The organism is Pseudomonas sp. RW409 (assembly GCF_003184125.1).
GTDB lineage: Bacteria > Pseudomonadota > Gammaproteobacteria > Pseudomonadales > Pseudomonadaceae > Aquipseudomonas > Aquipseudomonas chlororaphis_I.
Genome location: NZ_QHHP01000004.1, coordinates 310,214 through 330,146, shown reverse-complemented (window position 1 = coordinate 330,146; position 19,933 = coordinate 310,214). Strand labels below are relative to the sequence as shown.

The 19,933-nt window shown below is 64.7% G+C and carries 18 protein-coding genes and 1 tRNA gene; 10 read left to right on the top strand and 9 right to left on the bottom strand.

Features of this window, described 5'->3' with window-relative positions; translation table 11 throughout:
- Positions 1-268 precede the first annotated feature (268 nt).
- From DK261_RS04045 to DK261_RS04035, 3 genes are all read left to right on the top strand, one after another.
- Entirely contained in the window at positions 269-859 is a 591-nt protein-coding gene (locus DK261_RS04045) for a hypothetical protein (protein WP_028682066.1), read from the top strand.
- Between the two features lie 113 nt (positions 860-972).
- Complete coding sequence (locus DK261_RS04040; RefSeq protein ID WP_110175307.1) at positions 973-1,749, top strand: nucleotidyltransferase domain-containing protein; 777 nt, start codon at positions 973-975, stop codon at positions 1,747-1,749.
- A 182-nt stretch (positions 1,750-1,931) separates the two neighbouring features.
- The gene (locus DK261_RS04035) at positions 1,932-3,461 is read left to right on the top strand and encodes a DUF2235 domain-containing protein (RefSeq protein WP_028682068.1); all 1,530 of its coding nucleotides are present in this window, start codon (positions 1,932-1,934) and stop codon (positions 3,459-3,461) included.
- Positions 3,462-3,669: 208 nt separating this feature from the next.
- On the opposite strand, the gene DK261_RS04030 is transcribed toward DK261_RS04035, so the two are convergent.
- Positions 3,670-5,094, bottom strand: coding sequence for an MFS transporter (locus DK261_RS04030; RefSeq protein ID WP_016702364.1), 1,425 nt, complete (start codon positions 5,092-5,094; stop codon positions 3,670-3,672).
- A 140-nt stretch (positions 5,095-5,234) separates the two neighbouring features.
- On the opposite strand from DK261_RS04030, the gene DK261_RS04025 reads away from it, so the two are divergent.
- Positions 5,235-6,125 carry a LysR family transcriptional regulator gene (locus DK261_RS04025; protein ID WP_110175306.1) on the top strand — a complete coding sequence of 297 codons (891 nt, stop codon included), beginning with the start codon at positions 5,235-5,237 and terminating at the stop codon, positions 6,123-6,125.
- Positions 6,126-6,337: 212 nt separating this feature from the next.
- Here DK261_RS04025 and DK261_RS04020 read toward each other — a convergent pair whose 3' ends face one another.
- Positions 6,338-7,978, bottom strand: coding sequence for a hybrid sensor histidine kinase/response regulator (locus DK261_RS04020; RefSeq protein ID WP_009049953.1), 1,641 nt, complete (start codon positions 7,976-7,978; stop codon positions 6,338-6,340).
- 113 nt (positions 7,979-8,091) lie between these two features.
- On the opposite strand from DK261_RS04020, the gene DK261_RS04015 reads away from it, so the two are divergent.
- Together DK261_RS04015 and DK261_RS04010 are read left to right on the top strand one after the other, a co-directional pair.
- Entirely contained in the window at positions 8,092-8,697 is a 606-nt protein-coding gene (locus DK261_RS04015) for a response regulator transcription factor (protein ID WP_009049954.1), read from the top strand.
- 105 nt (positions 8,698-8,802) lie between these two features.
- Complete coding sequence (locus DK261_RS04010; protein ID WP_110175305.1) at positions 8,803-9,465, top strand: glutathione S-transferase family protein; 663 nt, start codon at positions 8,803-8,805, stop codon at positions 9,463-9,465.
- Positions 9,466-9,640: 175 nt separating this feature from the next.
- On the opposite strand, the gene DK261_RS04005 is transcribed toward DK261_RS04010, so the two are convergent.
- Positions 9,641-9,715: transfer RNA gene (locus tag DK261_RS04005), tRNA-Gln, on the bottom strand.
- A gap of 431 nt (positions 9,716-10,146) precedes the next feature.
- Between DK261_RS04005 and DK261_RS04000 the strand changes: the two genes are divergently transcribed.
- Positions 10,147-11,874: an amidase gene (locus DK261_RS04000; RefSeq protein WP_110175304.1), complete on the top strand. Its 1,728-nt coding sequence runs from the start codon at positions 10,147-10,149 to the stop codon at positions 11,872-11,874.
- 161 nt (positions 11,875-12,035) lie between these two features.
- Here DK261_RS04000 and surE read toward each other — a convergent pair whose 3' ends face one another.
- On the bottom strand, positions 12,036-12,830 hold the full coding sequence (gene surE, locus DK261_RS03995; protein WP_009049957.1) for a 5'/3'-nucleotidase SurE: 795 nt from the start codon (positions 12,828-12,830) through the stop codon (positions 12,036-12,038).
- A 105-nt stretch (positions 12,831-12,935) separates the two neighbouring features.
- Here surE and DK261_RS03990 point away from each other — a divergent pair, with 105 nt between their 5' ends.
- A complete protein-coding gene (locus tag DK261_RS03990; RefSeq protein ID WP_009049958.1) occupies positions 12,936-13,367 on the top strand; it encodes a MarR family winged helix-turn-helix transcriptional regulator in 432 nt (143 codons plus the stop codon).
- Between the two features lie 75 nt (positions 13,368-13,442).
- On the opposite strand, the gene DK261_RS03985 is transcribed toward DK261_RS03990, so the two are convergent.
- Both DK261_RS03985 and DK261_RS03980 read right to left on the bottom strand, forming a co-directional pair.
- Positions 13,443-13,922, bottom strand: coding sequence for an SgcJ/EcaC family oxidoreductase (locus DK261_RS03985; protein WP_110175303.1), 480 nt, complete (start codon positions 13,920-13,922; stop codon positions 13,443-13,445).
- 16 nt (positions 13,923-13,938) lie between these two features.
- Positions 13,939-14,925 (bottom strand): zinc-binding alcohol dehydrogenase family protein, encoded by a 987-nt coding sequence (locus DK261_RS03980; protein WP_110175302.1) that lies wholly within the window; start codon positions 14,923-14,925, stop codon positions 13,939-13,941.
- 133 nt (positions 14,926-15,058) lie between these two features.
- Between DK261_RS03980 and DK261_RS03975 the strand changes: the two genes are divergently transcribed.
- Positions 15,059-15,946 carry a LysR family transcriptional regulator gene (locus DK261_RS03975; protein ID WP_110175301.1) on the top strand — a complete coding sequence of 296 codons (888 nt, stop codon included), beginning with the start codon at positions 15,059-15,061 and terminating at the stop codon, positions 15,944-15,946.
- 70 nt (positions 15,947-16,016) lie between these two features.
- On the opposite strand, the gene DK261_RS03970 is transcribed toward DK261_RS03975, so the two are convergent.
- The 3 genes from DK261_RS03970 to DK261_RS03960 all read right to left on the bottom strand — a co-directional run bounded on the left by DK261_RS03970 (position 16,017) and on the right by DK261_RS03960 (position 18,481).
- Positions 16,017-16,802 carry a PhzF family phenazine biosynthesis protein gene (locus DK261_RS03970; RefSeq protein ID WP_110175300.1) on the bottom strand — a complete coding sequence of 262 codons (786 nt, stop codon included), beginning with the start codon at positions 16,800-16,802 and terminating at the stop codon, positions 16,017-16,019.
- Positions 16,803-16,807: 5 nt separating this feature from the next.
- A complete protein-coding gene (locus tag DK261_RS03965; RefSeq protein ID WP_110175475.1) occupies positions 16,808-17,524 on the bottom strand; it encodes a transcriptional regulator in 717 nt (238 codons plus the stop codon).
- A gap of 78 nt (positions 17,525-17,602) precedes the next feature.
- Positions 17,603-18,481 (bottom strand): LysR family transcriptional regulator, encoded by an 879-nt coding sequence (locus tag DK261_RS03960; RefSeq protein ID WP_016702374.1) that lies wholly within the window; start codon positions 18,479-18,481, stop codon positions 17,603-17,605.
- A 182-nt stretch (positions 18,482-18,663) separates the two neighbouring features.
- On the opposite strand from DK261_RS03960, the gene ampC reads away from it, so the two are divergent.
- A complete protein-coding gene (ampC, locus tag DK261_RS03955; RefSeq protein ID WP_110175299.1) occupies positions 18,664-19,854 on the top strand; it encodes a class C beta-lactamase in 1,191 nt (396 codons plus the stop codon).
- The last annotated feature ends 79 nt before the right edge of the window (positions 19,855-19,933 follow it).

Below are 19,933 nucleotides of genomic sequence, written 5' to 3'. Positions count from 1 at the left end.
CCACGGTAAGCCCGGTACGCTTCTGACTCGTTCTTCGTTATCTCTTGATCAGGTCTCATCCGGCCGGCTGACGCCGACGCTGAATTAAGGCTAGACCCTCTGTGGCGGATCGCTAATAGCCGGGCTATTGCTTGTTGATAGGAACAAGCTTTTACCCGGCCTGCGCAGTTGAAGCCAATGATAGGGACAGCGCCCGCGGGGTCGCCTGCTTTCCGGCGCCTGGCGCGTTTTCGTCACGCCCCAAGCCTGCCCAGCACGGGAGAAGACCATGAACCAGCGCCCGCGTTGCACGGCCATCCACGAAGCCGGCCACGCCCTGGCCTTTTGGTGGAACGGTCAGCCGATCGCCCGTGTCAGCGTGCGTACCAGGGCCGAAGCTGCCGCTGGTCCGATGCTCGATCTGCGCGGTAACCCGCGCTATGTAGAGGGGTTGGTGGAGGCCGATTACCTGGTCCCACGCCCCGCCTTCGATGCCCCGGGGATCGCCGAATACCTGCCGTCGATGGTCGAGTCCATCGAGCGCGACCTGCTGCATTGCTTTGCCGGCCCGGTGGCCGAAGCGATCTACCGCCACGGTCGATCCGACAAGCTGATAAAAGGCAGCGGCCGCGGCGACCTGAGCCGCGGTCACGAGTTGATCAGCCTATTGCCGCCACGCAAGCTGCTCGACGCCGAATCCCGGGCCATGGCCCGCGCCAGTTGCCTGGTGCATCGCTACTGGCCGGCGGTCGGCGCACTGGCGGACCTGCTGCAAGAACGCGGCACGGTCGAGGGGCAAACCATCAGCGCCCTGCTGTGCGCGATCAGCGGCGAGTCGCCGGCGCCACTGGGTAACGATCTGGCGAGCCTCGATCCGTGACGGCGTGGCGCCGAACCGCGCCGGCTTGCGCGATCCGTGAAGTCAGCCAGACTGTCTGCCAACCGCCCGCCTGGCCGGGCTGCTTTCATCGCCATCCTCCCATCGAGATCACCATGTCGCAGTACCCAGGCGTCGACGCCGAAGGTTTTATCCAGTCCCTGCCCGACCAGCCGTTGCAACCGGCGTTCAGCCCTCTGGTGGATGAGCTGTGCGCAATGCTCTCGCGGCGTTTTCCGGCGCTGCTCGACGGCCTGTACCTGTACGGCAGCGTGGCCCGTGGCGATGCGCGGCCGGGCACTTCCGACCTGGATGTGACCCTGGTCCTGGCCTGGGCGCCGAGCCCCGAGGAACGCCAGCGGCTGGAGGAGACTCGGCAAGCGCTGGAGGCGCGGCACCCGGAGGTGTCGAAGATCGATTTCGACATCGGCGTGCTCAGCGAGGTGCTGGCGCCCGAAAATCGCTACCGCTGGGGTTTCTGGCTCAAGCATCAGTGCCGCTGCATCTGGGGCAATGACCTGGGGCTGCGCTTCGAGCCCTTCCGCCCGAGCCGCACCATCGCCCTGGCGCTGAATGGCGACTTCCCCCAGGTGCTGGAAGGCTACGCGCAGCAGCTGGAACAAAGCCGCGAACCTTTACAGCAACAACGCCTGCAACGGGCCGCGGCGCGCAAGGCGCTACGCTCGGCCAACCTGCTGCGCGGCGAGCTGGAACGCGGCTGGCCGACCACCCTGGAGGAGCATGCGCAGCTGCTGTCGGCAGCCGAACCGGGGATGGCCGAGTACGCCGCGTTCTTCCTCAAACAGGCCTATGTGCCCCAGGGTTCGGTGAATGAGTTCGTGCAGCGACTGCGGGCTTACAGTGCGTTGCTGGTGGGGGAAAGCGCGGGCTGAGCACTGGCCCGCCCTCCCCCATTCATGGCGCTGGCGTCGCTCAGGGGAACCTGATCCCGACCAACTGATGGCATTTTGACCACCTTCAACTAGCTTCACTTGAGCAGCCAGCAGAGCGCGCTCATCGGCCTCGATCGGCTGCATTGCCACGCCATCCGTATCCGGTCATGGAGACCTTCGATATGCGCATAGCCCTTCTGTTGAGCCTCGCCCTCCTGGCAGCCTGTTCCACCTCACAGCACAGCGCGATCAACCTGCAAACCACACAAACCCTGGACCACAAGCTACTGGCAAAAGCCCGAATATCCCCCCAGGCGGCAAAGACACCAGACTGTAAGGATTACGACGCCAAAGCCGCCGAGGGCATCGAAGACGGCTATCGCAAAGTCCGCAAACGCTGGCAACTAATCAACAAGTGCCTGTATAGCGACCAAGGCCCCAGAAAACTGGTGGTGCTGCTCGATGGCACCGAAAACACCAAAAAGGACAACACCAATATCTGGCGCATGTACAACCAGGCGCTCGAACAGGCCAATAGCGGAGCCAGGGTCATTCCCTATTACGACAAGGGCGTGGCCACCAGCATTACCACTCCCTTCGGTGCCCTGTTCGGCAGCGGGGTCAGCCTGAATATCCGCCAGGCCTACCGCTTTCTGATCGAGGCTTACCGGCCCGGCGACGAGATCTATATCTTCGGGTTCAGCCGGGGAGCCTTCACCGCACGTTCGTTGAACGGTTTTATCGAAGTCGCCGGCCTGCCCAGCAACCTGAAGGCCGATTACTGGGACAACAGCCTCCTGTGGGGCTGGACCGGCCATATGCACGATGTGGTCGAAGACATGTACGACATCTACAAGTCGCGCAACGATGGTGTACCCGGCTTCGATGACACGCTGCGCAAGCGCCTGAAGAACTATCAAGACGCCAACGGCATCCGGGTCTACGGAGACGACCCGGCTAAAAAAGACGAAAAAAAGGTCGTGGTCAAAGTCATCGGGGTATTCGACACCGTGCCGGCAGTGGGCACCAACCTCAAGGAAGAGCCCGACGAACACCGCCTGGAGCTGTATGCCGAGCGCGGTTATCACGCCATGTCCCTGGATGAACAACGAGCGTCGTTCCGCCTGCTGCGTTTCGGCCTGCAGCAATCGAAGTCACAGGTACTGGAAGAGGTGTGGTTTGCCGGCGCGCATGCCGATGTGGGGGGCGGTTACCTGAATGACCCGGATACCGCCAGGTGCGGTGAAAGCCCTTATGCCAAGGGCGGCCAGGGGTTGGAAACCATCCCCCTGCGCTGGATGCTGAAAAACCTCGAGAGCGACGGCATATTCGCCAACAGCACGAGCTGGCCAGCCGAGTGCATCGGCGGTCCGCTGCATGATGAATTCCATGATGCCAAATACGTGATCAGCTCCGCCTACAAGGAAGCCGGGCTGATTCGCCGCAAACCGGTGGAACGAGACAAGGTCCATGCCAGCGTGTTCCAGAGGATGGATATCCCGCGGTTGGCGGCGCCTCATCCACTGCGTGAGCCCAAGTCTCGCTACGACCCGATCAATCTGGGTTACGCCCGCCGCGAACGCTGCCAGAACGACAATCTGGAGCGCAACTACACCATTGTCGGCACCTACAAGCCCAATTGCCCAACCACCAACGGCACCGTCAGGAAAGGCGCCAACAACGACGCGGTGAACGTCGAGAGCGCCCAATAAAACCGCCGGACCAGGAACAGCCCGCGATTGTCCCGCGCAATCGCGGGCCTCTCCCCGCCTCGCCTCTGTAGGAGCGAGGCTTGCCCGCGAAGACGGACTCCGGTTCGACGCAAGAGGTGGGTTGCATGTAATGGCCCTATCGCGGGCAAGCCTCGCTCCTACAGAAGATGTTTGCGGTGGTCAGGCTTTTGCTGATGCTGCCTCCTGGCTAAGCCGTCGAATCCACCGTCCGCCCTCCACGCAGCTGGCTGGCCAGCGCAATAGACAACGCCATGACCAGCAGCCCCGCGGCCAGGGCGAAGGTGAAGCCCATACCACTGGCGACGGCCTCGGCGCTTGCCGTGCTAAGGTCGCCGGCCACCGCGGCGAACACCGCGCCCATCAGCGAGGCACCGGTGATCAGCCCGAGGTTGCGCGACAGGTTGAGCAGGCCGGAGATCACGCCGCGCTGCTCCCCGCCCACCTCACTCATCACCGCAGTGTTGTTGGCAGTCTGAAACGTCGCATACCCCAGGGTGATGACAACGATGGGCCCCAGGTAGCCGCCAATGCCCAGGTTCACGGGTAGCAACGCCAGCATCAAACAGCCAAGGACCATGGCGCCGAGGCCGGCGAGGATCATCGGTCGCGTGCCAAAACGATCGGCGATACGTCCGGCCGGCACGCCGCTCAGCGCGGTGACGCAGGGGCCAAGCGACATCGCCAGACCCACCCCGAGCGCCTCCAACCCGAGCCCGTGGGCCAGGTAAAAAGGCCCGACCACCAGCGTCGCCATCATCACCGTCGAGACCAGCGCACTCATGGCCAGGCTGCCGCTCAAGGCCGCGTCGCGAAACTGCACCAGGCGTATCAGCGGCGCGGCCACCCGCGCCTCCACCCAGACAAACAGGCCAGCCGCCACCAACGCCATCACCAGCAGCCCAGCGTTGAGCAGGCCGAAATGGCCGCGGCCCAGGGTCATGGCCAGCCCGTAGGCCAGCAGCGTGAGAGCCAGCAGCAAGGTGCCCAGGGGGTCGAAAGCGCCTCGTACAAGGGTCCGCGCCTGAGTACCAACCGACAGATACCGATAAGCCAACACCCAGGTCAGCCCGCCCAACGGCACACAGACCAGGAACAGCGCCTGCCAGCCGAACCCGGCGATCAACACCCCGCCCAGGGACGGGCCAAGAGCGGTGCCGATCGCCGACATCGTGCCCAGCAAGCCCATGGCGCTGCCGGTGCGGGCCTTGCTGACCGTCTCGCCGACCAGGGCCAGGGTCAGCGCCATCATGATCGCCGCGCCGACACCCTGCAGCGCCCGGGCACCGATCAGCATCCCCAGCGTCGGGGCGACGGCACAGAGTATGGAGGCCAGGGTGAACAGCAGGATCCCGACCAGCAGCAGGCGCCGCCGTCCCAGCAAATCGCCGAGCCGGCCGACGCTGACAATCAGCGCGGTCATCGCCAGCAGGTAGGCCAGGACCACCCACTGCACCTGCTGGAAGCTCGCCCCGAACGCCTGCACCAGGGTCGGCAAGCCGACGTTGGCGATGCTGGTGCCCAGCGACGCCAGCAACATCGACAGCGACAGGCTGGCCAGCGCCCAGCCGACTGATACCGCTTCCGGTTCTGCTCCGGCATTGACTGGCTTCACGTTGCACTCCCTCTCTGACCCGCGCGAAACGGCGCTGTCGCCAATCTAGCCCGCGGTCTAACATGGCGGAAGGCGCAGCCTTTGCAGGTTATTCGTGCATCTGACGCCATCTCACTTCTACGCCAGACGGGGCCGCCGCCATGTCCACACCCGATCTCAATCTGCTGATCACCCTTGACGTGCTGCTCGCCGAAGGCAGCGTGGCGCGCGCCGCCCAACGCCTGCGGCTGAGCCCGTCGGCGATGAGCCGGGCCCTGGCGCGCCTGCGCGAAACCACCGGCGACCCGCTGCTGGTACGCGCCGGCCGCGGCCTGGTGCCGACACCGCGTGCCCTGGAGTTGCGCGAGCGGGTCGGCCACCTGGTTCAGGACGCCGAAGCCATGCTGCGCCCCGTCGAACGGCTCGACCTGCAGCGCCTGGTACACACCTTCACCCTGCGCAGCAGCGACGGTTTCGTCGAAAACTTCGGCCCGGCCCTGGTCGCTCGCCTGCGCGCCGAAGCCCCTGGGGTGCGCCTGCATTTCCTGCAGAAAACCAGCAAGGACAGCACAGCCCTGCGCGACGGCACGGTCGACCTCGACACCGGCGTGGTGGACGCCAACGCCAGCCCGGAAATCCACACCCGCGCGCTGTTCCGCGATCGTTTTATCGGCGTGGTGCGCACCGGCCATCCGCTAAGCCGCGGGCCGATCAGCGCCGCCCGTTACGCCGCCGGCGAGCATGTGCTGGTATCGCGCCAGGGTCTCGATCGCGGGCTGGTGGACGACGCATTGCAGGCGGTGGGCCTGGCGCGCGATATCGCCACCGTCGTTGGTGGTTTCTCCGCCGCCCTGGCGCTGATCCGCGCCTCGGACCTGATCGCCGCCGTCCCCGAACGCCACACCCACAACCTGCGTAGCGGCCTGCACAGCTTCGCCCTGCCGGTAGCCACGCCGGAAATCACCGTGTCCATGCTCTGGCACCCGCGAATGAACAGCGACCCGGCGCATCGCTGGCTGCGCGACTGTGTGCGGGAGGTGTGCGGGGAGTGAAGCAATTCGGCAAACACCATCACTTGGGCGCTGAAGTACTTGTTGATCAGCACCATTCAGTTGGTCGCCCTGGGCCGAACATCGGCATTGGCAAGCAGCAGCGCCGGCCGACCTGCAAAGCACCGTGACCCAAGACGTCCCCTGCAAGCGATAAGCCCAGCGCGCCCCTTATCCTGGCAAGGGACGCGGTCGGGGCTCGCTGAACCGCGCCATCACGCCTCGGGCATGACCCCCGCCACCGATGCCGACGCAGACTGCTGGCGCAACGCCCGCAAGCTGCCGCGCAGTTCGGCCGGCCGCACCGGCTTGGACAGGATGGCGATATTGCGGTCGTGCAACGCGGCCTGGATCTTCTCGACTTCATGCCCGGTGAGGATCAACGCCGGCACCGCCCAGCCGCGCTGCCGGCGCAGGCTGTCGATGCACTCGATGCCCGTGGCGTGGTTGCCCAGGTCATAGTCGGCGACGATGATGTCGCAGTCGCTGACCAGGTCCTTACCGGAAAGCTCGGCCTGGACCACACAGCCCCAACGCTCGAGCAAGGCCGAGGTGGCCAGCAGCACATTGCGATCATCCTCCACCAGGCACACTTTCAAGCCAGTCAACAGCCCCGCCTGACGCGCCTCGTCGAGGCTCGCCGCCTGCAACTGCGGTGGCGCCAGGGGCAACCCGTACAGGCTCACCGCGGTGCCGTGGCCAAGCCGCGAACGGATCGCCACCTCGAGCCCCATCAACTGCCCCAGGCGCTTGACGATGGACAGGCCCAGGCCCACGCCTTCGACGTCCTTGTCCCGTTGCTCGCGCACCCGGTAGAACTCCTCGAACAGGTTCGGCAGATGCTCCTCGGCAATCCCCCGGCCCCGGTCATAGATGACGATGGCCAGCCCCGCGCCGCGCTTGCGCACGCCGATCAGCACCGGTCGCCGCGCCGCGTACTTGAAGCAGTTGGACAGCACGTTCTGGACCATGGTGGCGAGCAGCGCCGGGTCTGCCCGGACCCAGTGCGAACAGGGGCGCAGGCGCATCTCGACCCCGGCCCAGCGCGCGGCTTCGGCGTTCTGCCGCAGCTGGTCGGCAAGGAATTCGCCCAGGTGCAGGGCCTGGTAACTGGGTTGCACCCGTCCGTTGTCCAGGGTGTAGAGGTCGAGGATCGAGCGGAACAACTGCGAGACGTTGAGCAGCGAACGGTCGATGTTGTCCACCAGGCGCCGCTCCTCGTCGCCCAGGCGCGCCTCGCGCAGGCAGGCGGTGAACAGGCCGATGGAATGGATCGGCTGGCGCAGGTCGTGGCTGGCCTGGGCGAGAAAACGCGACTTTTCCAGGTTGGCGGCAATCGCCTCCTCCGACGCCTTGCGCGTGCGTTCCAGCAAGATATGGGCGTAGATCGGGATCACCGTGCTGGTGATCAACAGCATCAGCACCATGAAGGGTTGCGCCTGCCACAGCGGCGTCAGGCGATAGATGGCCAGCAGTGCCACCAACGCCAGGACCGTGGCAATCGCCAGGTAACGCGAACCAAAGCGCATGCCGTTGCCCAGGTTGACCCAGACCATCACCGCGTACAGCGGCAGCGCCGCTTCCCCGCCGACCACCAGGCCGAACGAAGTCCCGGTGTAGTCATAGACCATGCCCAGGACCCGCCGCGCCGGATAATGCCCGGGCCAGCGCACGATGGCCTGGCGCAGGACAATCGACAGCAGCAGGAACAGGACGATATAGATCACGATCGGCAGGTAGGTATCGAGCCGCTGCCCGGGCAGGAAACCCAGCACGCTGATATAGGCCAAGGCGCAGCTGCCCACGATGGTGCGCAGGTTGGCCTGGTCGAGCTCGGTGTTTTTTTCGAATTTCATGGGGAACATCCTTGTCCGGCAGTCGTCGTACCCAGCACGAATCACGGGCAGTTGCCTGACCCGCTGCTAAAGTAGCAGCCTCAAGGAAAGCTCGACCCAAGGAGAGTCACCCCATGGCATGCCGGATTATCATAGCCGACGATCACCCGCTGTTTCGCGAGGGTATGTTGCGCACGGTCCAGCGCCTGCTGCCGGACGCGCGGATCGAACAGGCCGGCGACCTGGACACCGTACTCGCCCTGACCCAGGCCGGCGACGAACTGGACACGCTGATCCTCGACCTGCGTTTTCCGGGCCTGACCTGCGTCAGCCAGCTGGCCGAACTGCGCAAGCAATTGCCGCGCACCACCCTGATCGTGGTGTCGATGGTCGATGACCAGGCGCTGATCGGCGAGGTCATGGCCGCCGGCGTCGACGGTTTTATCGGCAAGAACATCGCCCCGGACGAGATCGGCCAGGCCGTCCTGGCCATTCGCGAAGGCGAGGTGCTGGTCAAGTTCGCCCCTTCCGGCCTGCTGCCCCTGGGCACCGGCGCCACCCTGACCACGCGCCAGCTCGAGGTGCTGCGCCTGATCGCCCAGGGCAAGACCAACAAGGAAATCGCCCGCGAACTGGAGATCTCGCCCTTCACCGTGCGCATCCATGTGTCTTCGCTGCTGCGCATCCTCAACGTGCCGTCGCGGGCCGCGGCGGCGGTGAAATATTCCGGGGGGTTGTAGCCCGGCTCGTCGCCTGCCAGCGCGTTGCCACCCAGGCAGGCCGATACTGTGTGGGTTGCCCTGCTGGCACGTCGTGCGCCCCACACTTCACCGAGGAACCGGAAAATGCCGCTGACCCTGTATTTCCATCCGCTGTCGTCGTTCTGCCACAAGGTGCTGATCGCCCTGTACGAACACGGCATCGCCTTTGAAAAGCGCATCATCGATCTGGCCAACGACGCCGACCGGGCCGAGCTGCAAAGCCTGTGGCCGCTGGGCAAGTTCCCGGTCATCCGCGACCACGCCCGGCAGCGTGATGTGCCGGAATCGAGTGTGATCATCGAGTATCTGGACCGGTTTTATAGGGGCCGGCAGCCGTTGATTCCCGAGGATTGGGACAGTGCGCTGGAAGTCCGGCTGTGGGACCGTTTTTTCGATTGCCATGTCCAGGGGCCGATGCAGCGGATAGTCGCCGATCGCTTGTACGGCACCCACGGCGACCTGAGCCGGGAACGCGCAGCCCTGCTGAGCGTATACGCCCTGCTCGAGCAGCGCCTGGCCTCGAGGACCTGGGTGGCCAGCCCGGGCTTCAGCCTGGCCGACTGCGCCGCCGCCCCGGCCTTGTTCTATGCCAGCACGCTCGTGGCCTTTGCCGACGACCATCGCCACCTGAGCGCCTATTTCGAGCGGCTGATACAGCGGCCGTCGTTCCAGCGGGTCATCGACGAAGCCCGGCCCTACTTTGTCCATTACCCGTTTGCCGAGGCCATCGCGCAGCGCTTTCGCTAGCCGTCGGGCACGGGCGAGGTGATGGGGATATTCCGGGCACGCGAAAATGCGCCGCTTGAGCATCCACACAGATACCGGGGCATTACGAGAGCGCTTGATAAAAACAGAAGGATGGGTGTTTCGGGAGGACTCGCCTCATGCCTGGCGGCCGAGGGGTACCTGGATGGGTAAGAGATGGCAGGGGCGGCTGGATTCGAACCAACGCATGGCAGGATCAAAACCTGCTGCCTTACCGCTTGGCGACGCCCCTATCTCTGCTATTGCCTGCTCTCGCTGCAAGGCCCGTGGGAGGACCTCTGCAAGAACGCGCGGAAATTTATCAACTTTTTCTGTATCTGTGAAGACCAAGATGCATAAATTTGTTTTTAAAACAGCTACTTACTTTTTGGGGCCTGACTGAGGTAAAAACCGCCGATGCCTGGGGGCCCCTACACGACGGGCGCCAGACACCGATCAACAGCCAACAACGACGGCGAAGCGTTTAGCGATTCCCCCGCCGGCAACTTGGTGCAAAATACCCCGTTCAGGTTGTAGCCCAGCCCCAGTCGCGTCGTGCCGCGCAACGAGAACCGATATGAAAACCCATTGTGAGATAAGCGATGTGCCCAAGCCGCCCAACCCCCAGCGCCAGTGTGATGGCAACCTTCACCACATCACCCATCAGCAGCCGGCGGTAACCGCATGATCGAAGTCACCGAGGTTTCCATTGCCCAACTGCGCGCCGCGCTCGAATCTGGCCAGACCACGGCGGTCGAACTGGTCCAGGCCTATCTGGCCAGGATCGATGCCTACGACGGCCCCGACACCCCCACCGCCCTCAACGCGGTGGTGGTGCGCAACCCCGACGCGCTCAAGGAAGCCCAGGCCTCCGATGCCCGCCGGGCCAGGGGCGAAACCCTGGGTCCGCTCGATGGCATTCCCTACACGGCCAAGGACAGCTACCTGGTCAAGGGCCTCACCGCGGCCTCCGGCAGCCCTGCCTTCGCCAAGCTGATCGCCTATCGCGATGCCTTCACCATCGAACGGCTGCGCGCCGCCGGGGCGATCTGCCTGGGCAAGACCAATATGCCGCCCATGGCCAACGGCGGCATGCAGCGCGGGGTCTATGGCCGCGCGGAAAGCCCGTACAACGCCGGCTACCTCACCGCGCCCTTCGCCTCGGGTTCATCGAACGGCGCAGGGACTGCCACCGCTGCGAGTTTCGCCGCCTTCGGCCTGGCGGAAGAAACCTGGTCGAGCGGCCGCGGCCCGGCCTCGAACAACGGCTTGTGTGCCTACACCCCTTCGCGCGGGGTGATCTCGGTGCGCGGCAACTGGCCGCTGACCCCGACCATGGACGTGGTGGTGCCCTATGCCCGGACCATGGCCGACCTGCTCGAAGTGCTCGACGTGGTGGTCGCCGAAGACCCGGACACCCGTGGCGATCTGTGGCGCCTGCAACCCTGGGTGCCGATCCCCAGCGTGGCCTCGGTGCGCCCGGCTTCCTATCAGGAACTGGCCGCCACCGGCAGCGCCCTGGCCGGCAAGCGCTTCGGCGTGCCGCGCATGTACATCAACGCCGACCCTGAGGCCGGCACCAGCGAGGCGCCGGGGATCGGTGGCCCGACCGGGCAACGCATCCACACCCGCCCTTCGGTGATCGGCCTCTGGCAGCAGGCGCGCCAGGCGCTCGAAGCCGCGGGCGCCGAAGTGCTCGAAGTGGATTTCCCCCTGGTGTCCAATTGCGAGGGCGATCGCCCCGGCGCGCCGACGGTGTTCAACCGCGGCCTGGTGTCCAAGGAATTCCTGCACCATGAGTTGTGGGACCTGACCGCCTGGGCCTTCGATGACTTCCTGCGGGCCAACGGCGACCCGCAACTCAATCGCCTGGTGGACGTCGATGGCCCGCTGATATTCCCTCACGACCCCGGCACCCTGCCCAACCGCGAAGGCGACCTCGCCGCCGGCATGGACGAGTACGTGAAGATGGCCGAGCGCGGCATCACCCCCTGGGATCAGATCCCCACCGTGCCCGACGGCCTGCGCGGCCTGGAGAAAACCCGGAAGATCGATCTGGAAGACTGGATGGACACGCTGGGGCTCGATGCGGTGATCTTCCCGACCGTGGCCGACGTCGGCCCGGCCAATGCCGATGTCGACCCCGCGTCGGCGGATATCGCCTGGAGCAACGGCGTCTGGGTGGCCAACGGCAACCTCGCCATCCGCCACCTGGGCGTGCCCACGGTCACCGTGCCAATGGGCGTCATGCCGGACATCGGCATGCCCATCGGCCTGACCTTCGCCGGCCGCGCCTACGACGACTCGAACCTGCTGCGCCTGGCGGCAGCCTACGAGTCCACCGGCAGCAAACGCCTGATCCCGCCGCGGACTCCGGCGTTGGTGGACAGTAAACAGGTGGCTGGTCAGTAATGGAAAGGACGGGATTGGAGCAGCTCTGCCTCCAATCCCGCCCGGTAATGACAAGCCTGAATCATCAGGCCGTCCCTCGACATCATCACTCGCCCATATAGTCTGCAGTCGACCTTGCCCGAAGCTGTTTGAAGGCCATCCCCCCGTCTGAAAAAGCCGCGCTACCTAACCAGCGAGCCTCGATTCTGTTGTTCAAATGAGAGGAGTGCCTTGTCGTGAGTCCGCTCGAATTGCAGCGGTGTCACGGTGATATGCCCGGCGAGAAGCTCCGCCGTCTCAGTGCCTGGCTCATCGGCTTGCGTGTGCCTGTCCAGCTTCAGCCAGTGATATTCAAGCCCGCGAGGATCGTTTTCCGTACGCACGGAAACGCCGTTCAAGCGCCCCGAGCCTTGACGCGTCAGTTTCAATGGAAGCACGGCATCCGGCGCGCAGTCGGGAAAGTTGACGTTCAAGCAAACATCCTCGGGCCAGTTCATGTCCATCAGTTGCGTGATGGCTTGCGGCCCATGATTGAGCGCGTTATCCCAAGGCACCGCACTTCTGTCGGTAAAGGCCTGGCTCAAGGCGATGGCAGGAACGCCAAACAGCAACCCCGTCATGGCGCCGCCGACCGTCCCCGAAAATACCGTTTCCACCCCCAGGTTCGCGCCTCGGTTGACCCCGGACAGAATCAGGTCGGGCCGGTCGTGATTGAGCAGATGCCCCAACGCCATTGCCACGCAATCGCCCGGCGTCCCGGTGACCGCAAAGCGTCTTTGGCCATGGCAACTCAGCCGCAGAGGTGTGTGAAGGCTCAGCGAATGAGAGGTGCCGCTTTGATCGAGCAACGGCGCCACAACCCAGACCTCACGCGCCAGTTGGCCCGCGATGCGTTCGAGAATCTTGAGCCCTGGTGCGTCTATGCCGTCATCGTTGGTGAGAAGAATCCGCGCGAATCTCGGATGATCGTTAGCCATCGTAATCCCCCCTCGTGATGTTCCCGGTCCGACACTCGGAATGGGCATCGTCGCGAACTGTATTTAGCTATAATTACATAGCTATTTTTTCATAGGTATGACGGCATGGATATTTCGTTGTTTCGCGGACAGTTGACCCGCCTGGGCAAACGCCTGCGCCAGGAGGCGCAGAACACTCCCGAGACCTGGTCGCAGATGCTGGTGATGAGTGCAATCGAGCGGATGGACGGCATGGCCACGCCCTCGAAAATCGCCGAAGAGGAAAACATGCGCTCCTCCAACCTCGCCTCGCTGCTGCGGGACCTGGAAGCCCGTGAACTGATTACCCGCACCCAGGACACCGGCGATCGTCGCCGCACCTGGCTAGAGCTGTCCGAAAAAGGCCGGCTGGTGTTGCAGGCCAGCCGGGATCAACGTGATCAATGGCTGGACAGCGCAGTGAACACCTGCCTGACGGATAAGGAACGCAAACAACTGGCAGCGGCCGGAGCACTGATGGAGAAACTCAGCGCCTTTAGCCTGCCGGGTGACCTGTAAAAAAGAGGCGCGCTTGAAAACTGTGATCCACTCGTGGCAGGTCCCAAGACAGCGTCGCGCCTCTGCTTCCTTCATCTACTGGCGTGGCTGGATGGTCGAGAAGATGTAGCGTGCAAAACGCCATTGGCCATCGCTTTCTCGATGCAACAGGAAAACCTCCTGATTGCCTTCGGCGCTGGCAGGCTGATCGCCCTTCAGCAACTTGACCGTTCCGTTGGAACGGGTCCGGGCGAACACCCAGTCCCGTGACAGCGGTTGGATCTCATCGATGGTGAAACGCACGTCGAGCCTGATCAGGTCGAAGACCTGCCGATACGCCGCGCGTACCGCGTCACGGCCTACGGCCGGCAGGCTGTTCTGCGGCATGAACACCGCATCGCCGGCATACAGGGTCATGACCTGATCGAGGTCGGAGGTGTTCAGCGCCGTTTCATAACGTTTGAGTTGCTGGGTGACCGCCGCGGTCACCCCCGCCTCGGTGCCCGGCTTGGCGGCCTGGGCCGTCAGGGGCAGCAACAGGCTGCCGAGCATCAGTGTGATCAATGGGATACGCATGCTGTTCTCCTTGAGATCAAAGCACCACGACGAGCTTGCCCAGTGCGCGATCGCTTTCCATCAAGCGGTGCGCCTCGCGGACTTCGTCAAAGGCGAAGGTTCGGGTATGGATCGACGGTATGCGCTTGGCGGCGAGTTCCTTGGCCAGCCAAGGTAGTGGCGTGTCCTGCAGGGGCAAGGCCGGCGTCCCGAACAAGCCGCTCGGGAAGAAGTTCAGCCGCACGCCTGCGGGCAGGTCCTGCATCAGGTGGAATTGTTCCAGGGTGGGGGCACCGCCGAGCAGTCCGATCACGCTCACCGCGCCGAAGGGGCGCAGGGTCTTGAGGGTGTCCCGCAGGGTGGGCGCGCCTACGATTTCCAGGGCGGCATCGACCCCATCGAGTGCGATTTCGCGAATACGCGGGGCAATGTCGCCGTTGTCGACCACCACTGCATCGGCCCCTGCCTGGTAGAGCCGCTGGCTGTTTTCAGGGTTGCGGGTGGTCGCGATGACCTTCAATCCGCGAGCCTTGGCATAGGTGATGGCGGCCAGGCCAACCGATGAAGTACCGCCGCGTACCAGCAAGGTCTGGCCCTTCTGGATGCCCAGGCTCTTGTCCAGTGCGCCCCATACCGTGAGGTACGCCTCGGGCAGCGTGGCCAGCTGTTCCCAGGACAGCGAAGTGTCGTCCAGCGCGATCACATTGTTGCGCAGCACCGTCACCTGCTCGGCGTAGCTGCCGTTACGGGTGAACTGCATGCCACCCATAGCCGTGACCACCCGCTGGCCAGTGCGCAACTGGCCCGAGGGGTCCTGGATGACTTCGCCTACCGCCTCGATACCCGGCACCCGAGGTGCACTGATGGCGCCCATCTTGCCAGCACGCAGATAGGTTTCGGCGCGGTTGAGGCCAAAGGCGCGGACGCGGATCAGCACTTCGTCGGCCGTCGGCGCGGGGGATGGGATATCCCGCAGTTGCAGGACTTCCGGGCCGCCGGTCTGTTCGATCACATAAGCTTTCATGGTGGAGTTCCTCAAGTACGTTGTGGGTTGAAGCCATTGCCGCCTGGGCAAGTGGCTTCACTATCCATCAATCGAAACTGGAAGATAATCCACGCAAAAGATAGGCTTCCTCTCACCAATGAGAGGAGCAATCATGGACTTCAACGCCGTCCGGATGTTTGTCAGCGTGGCGCAGACCGGCAGCCTTTCCGCCGCCGCCGAGCGCCTGGAGATTCCCCTGCCGACCTTGAGCCGACGCATTCGCGAACTCGAGCAACAGCTGAAGGTACAACTGCTCGAACGCTCGGTACGGGGCACCAAGCTCACCGACTCGGGGGCACGCCTGTACGAACACGCCAGCCGCGGTATCGAGGCATTGGTCGAGGGCGAACAGGCGGTGATCAACGATCAGGCATTGTTGAAAGGCCGCTTGCGGCTGTCGTTGCCGCCCGCGTTCGAACCCTGGTGGGATGTGCTGTCGGCGTTCCAACGCCGCTACCCGCAGGTCGAGGTCAGCGTGCATACCACGGAGCGGCGTATCGACCTGATCGAAGACGGTGTGGATGTGGCGCTACGGGTCGGTGCGATTACCCACGAGACCATGGTCGCCCGTCGCCTGCTGAGCTATCGCCACCTGCTGGTAGCCAGTCCCGGGTTGATCGAGCGGCTGGGCCCACCCAGCAGCGTCGAGGCGCTGAACGCTTACCCTTGCGGTGTCTGGAGCCAGGGCAGCCCGGGGACCTGGCAGTTGGGAGACGTGGCCTTCAGGCCCAGGGCCATGCTCGCCACCAACGACTATGCACACCTGCGCAGCCGCGCGCTGGCCGGTGACCTGGTGACGGAGCTGCCGCCCTTCCTCGCGGCACACGCCATCCGCGAAGGCCGGCTGCTGGCGCTGCTGCCCGACCATCCCTTGCCGGAGCAGCAAATCAATCTGCTCTACCCGTCCCATCGTCACCCGTCGGCCATCGTGCGGGCCTACCTGGACTTCGCCCAGGGCTACATGGGCTATCTGACAGAGGTATCGTCCACCCGGCAGTGATCGATCCTGAGGGCCCCAGGCACGACCCGAGTCGATCACTGATGCTCCTGGCGGAGCAAACGCCAGGTCTTCAGATAAAGATCGTGCCCTTCAGATACAGCGCGCCCTGGCCGCTGATCAGCACCCGACCGTTATCCAGCACTTCGCACCACAACTGGCCCTTGCGCGCCCCGCCCTGCTCCGCGCTCAGGCGGGTTTTGCCCAGGCGCCGGGCCCAGTACGGCGCCAGGGAGGTATGGGCCGAGCCGGTGACCGGGTCTTCGTTGACCCCGACGCTCGGGCCGAACCAGCGGGAGACGAAATCGAACTGCTTGCCCGGCGCGGTGACAGCGATGCCGCGCACATCGAACTTGGCCAGGGCGGCGAAGTCGGGCTTGAGACCGGCGATGATCGCTTCGTCCTCGACCACCAGTAAATAGTCGTCGGTGCGGTACAGGGCTTCTGCGCGCGGCAGGCCGAGGGCTTGCAGCAGGCTCGGTGGAATCTCCACGGCCGCCGGCTGCTTGGCCGGGAAGTCCATGGACAGCCGCTCGCCGTCACGACGCACGCGCAACTCGCCACTGCGGGTTCTGAAGCGCAGCAGTTCGCTGGGTTCGTTCAGCTGTTCGAACAGCACCCAGGCCGCCGCCAGGGTGGCGTGGCCACAGAGGTCGACTTCCACGGTCGGGGTGAACCAGCGCAATTCGAACAGCTCGCCGTTGCGCACGAAGTAGGCGGTTTCCGAGAGGTTGTTCTCTTCGGCGATCCGTTGCAGCGTGGCGTCGGGCAACCAGGCGTCCAGCGGGCAGACCGCGGCCGGGTTGCCACCGAAAGGCGTGGAGGAAAAGGCATCCACCTGAAAGATATCGAGCTGCATCGGCTTCATTCCTGTTGATTGGCTTGGTCTGTGGCCCGGATCTGGTCCAGGTAGTTGTAGACGGTGTAGCGGGTGACGCCGAGGGCCGCGGCGGCCTTCTCGATACCGCCCTTGACGATGAACAGCCCGCGGTCCTGCATCTGGCGCACGGCTTCGAGCTTCTGGGCTTTCTTCATCAAGGCCCGGCCGCCGGGGCAGGCTTGCTGAATGATTTGTGCCATCAACTGCTCCATGTCCTGGGGCTCGTCGTGGCGTGGTTCGGGGGCTGCGCCCAGGCCCAGCAGTTCGCCCAGGCAGGCATGGGCGGCGGCGATACCGCTGAGGTCGGCGTTGGTGCACAGGGTGGCGAAGGGCTGGCCGCGGCTGTCGCGATACACCACCGTCGAGCTGCGCAACGGGCGACCGTCGGGCGCGGTGGTCGGGTAGTTCTCCACCAGCACCGGCTCGCTGCCGGAGCGATCCTCCATGGCCCGACGCACGGCGATGAACCCCAGGTCCTCGCGCGGCCCGGCCAGCACCGGGCTGCCGACCCGGCGACCGGTGACATGGCCATTGGCGATGGCGACGATGGAGGATTCCGGCCGGCTCAGGTCATGCAGGACGATTTCGGTGTGCCGGCCCACCACGCTGCCGAGCATGTTCAGGGTGCTGTGCAGCACCTTGAACACCAACTGGCGTTCGGCGGCACACTCGGGGGAAAAAGGGCTGCTGGGGGTTTTCATGGCGGTTTCGCAGAAAAAGAATCTGGCGAAAATATCAACACCAAGTTGAATATTCAACCAAATGTTGACCAAAGCCATTCAGCCTTCCTCTACGGTCCCCAACAACCATTCCTTGAACGCCAGCATCGCCGGGCTCTGCACCCGTGACTGCAAGCGGGTCAGCCAATAACTGCCGGTGGTGATGCCCACCGCGAACGGCTGGACGATGCTGCCGGCGTGCAACTGCCGGGCGAACATCAACGGCGGCGCCAGGGCCACGCCTATGCCCTGCTGCGCGGCTTCCATCATGCCCAGGGACGAGTCGAAGACGATGCTGCGCGCAGGCAGGGTGCTGGCCGGCAGGCCGGCGGCGCTGAACCATTCCGGCCATTCGTCGGTGCGGTAGGAGCGCAGCAGGGTCTGGCCGAGCAGATCGGCGGGGCTGCGCAGCTGTCGCGCCAGTTCCGGCACGCAGAGCACTGACAGCGGCGCCTCCAGCAGCTGGACGGCATCGGTGCCATGCCAGGCACCGCTGCCGAAACGGATGGCGTAGTCCAGGCCTTCGGCCGCGACGTCGACCCGGTTGTTGTGGGTCGACAGGCGCAGGTCGATAAACGGGTGGCGGGCCTGGAAGTCCTCCAGCCGCGGCAGCAACCAGCCGACGGCAAAGGTACCGACCGCGCCGACGCTGAGCATTTCACGGTAGTGCCCGCCTTCGAAGCGGCCGAGGGTTTCGGCGATGCGATCGAAACACTCGCACAGCACCGGCAGCAGGGTTTCGCCCTCGCTGGTCAGCATCAGCCCGCGGGGCAGGCGCTTGAACAGGGTGACGTTGAGCTGGGCCTCGAGGCTTTTCACCTGATGACTGACCGCCGCCTGGGTCACGCACAGCTCGATGGCCGCGCGGGTAAAACTCAAATGCCGCGCCGAGGCCTCGAAGGCCCGCAGGGCATTCAGCGGCAGATGGGGTCGAATCATGACCACTCCCTAGTTTTTCTAATGGCTCCTGCGAAATATCGTCGTTTGCCGATCCTTCGCCGGCCGCCTACATTGAGCCGGCTCGCAGCGCCCCGCCCCCTGACTGCAAGGGCAGGCACTGGCAAAAGCCGCTCGGAGTGTAGCGGCCATCACCCTGCAAAATCATGGAATGTCAGCCCATCATGCACAACAAAAACCTTGCCCTATCCGGATTTTTCGCCGTTTCCCTGCTGCTCTCCGGCGCCAGCGCCTGCCTGGCCGCCAGCCAGCCGGACAGCGCGCTCAAGCCCCTGGTCGACGCGGCGATCCGCCCGTTGATGCAACAACAGGACATCGCCGGCATGGCGGTGGCCATCACCATCAAGGGCCAGCCCCATTACTTTAACTACGGCCTGGCCTCCAAAGAGGATCAGAAAGCCGTCGCCGCCGACACGCTGTTCGAGGTCGGCTCGGTGAGCAAGCTCTTCACCGCAACCCTGGGGGCCTATGCCCAGGCCAGCGGCAAACTGTCCCTGGACGACCCGGCCAGCCGCTACCTGCCGGCATTCAAAGGCAGCCCTTTCGAGCACATCAGCCTGTTGCAACTGGGCACCTACAGCGCCGGCGGCCTGCCGTTGCAGTTCCCGGAGCAGTGGGACAGCCAGGACAAGATGCTCGGCTACTACCAGGGCTGGAAACCGGCCTTTGCCCCCGGCGCCCAGCGCCTGTACTCGAACCCGAGCATCGGCCTGTTCGGCTACCTGGCCGCACAAAGCCTGGGGCAGCCCTTCGAACAATTGATGGAGCAGAAGCTGTTCCCGCAACTGGGCCTGCAGCACAGCTATATCCAGGTGCCGAAGTCGCAGATGGGCAATTACTCCCAGGGCTACGGCAAGGACGGCAAGCCGGTGCGGCTCGGCCCCGGCGCCCTGGATGCCGAGGCCTACGGGGTGAAGACCACTGCCGCCGACCTGCTGCGCTTCGTCCAGGCCAACCTCAAGCCCGAGTCGCTGCCGCAGCCCTGGCCGCAGGCAATCGCCATCACCCACACCGGCTATTACCAGGTCGAGGGCATGACCCAGGGCCTGGGCTGGGAGCTCTACCCCTACCCGCTCAGCCTCGACGCCCTGCTGGCCGGCAACTCGTCGCAGATGGCCTTCGAACCGCACCCGACCCGCTGGTTCACCCCGCCCCAGGCGCCGCGGGCCAATACCCTGCTGAACAAGACCGGCTCCACCAACGGCTTCGGCGCCTATGTGCTGTTCGTGCCCGGCAAGGACATCGGCCTGGTGCTGCTGGCGAACAAGAACTACCCCAACGCCGAACGGGTGAAGGTCGCCCATGCCCTGCTCAAGGCCCTGGATGACCAGGTCGGCGCGGCGAAGCAACCCTGAGCAAAACAGCGGCCGGGTCGATTGACGGACCCGGTCGCTGGACCGGCCGAGAGCGCGTTGCAGCCATGACAACTCGCTC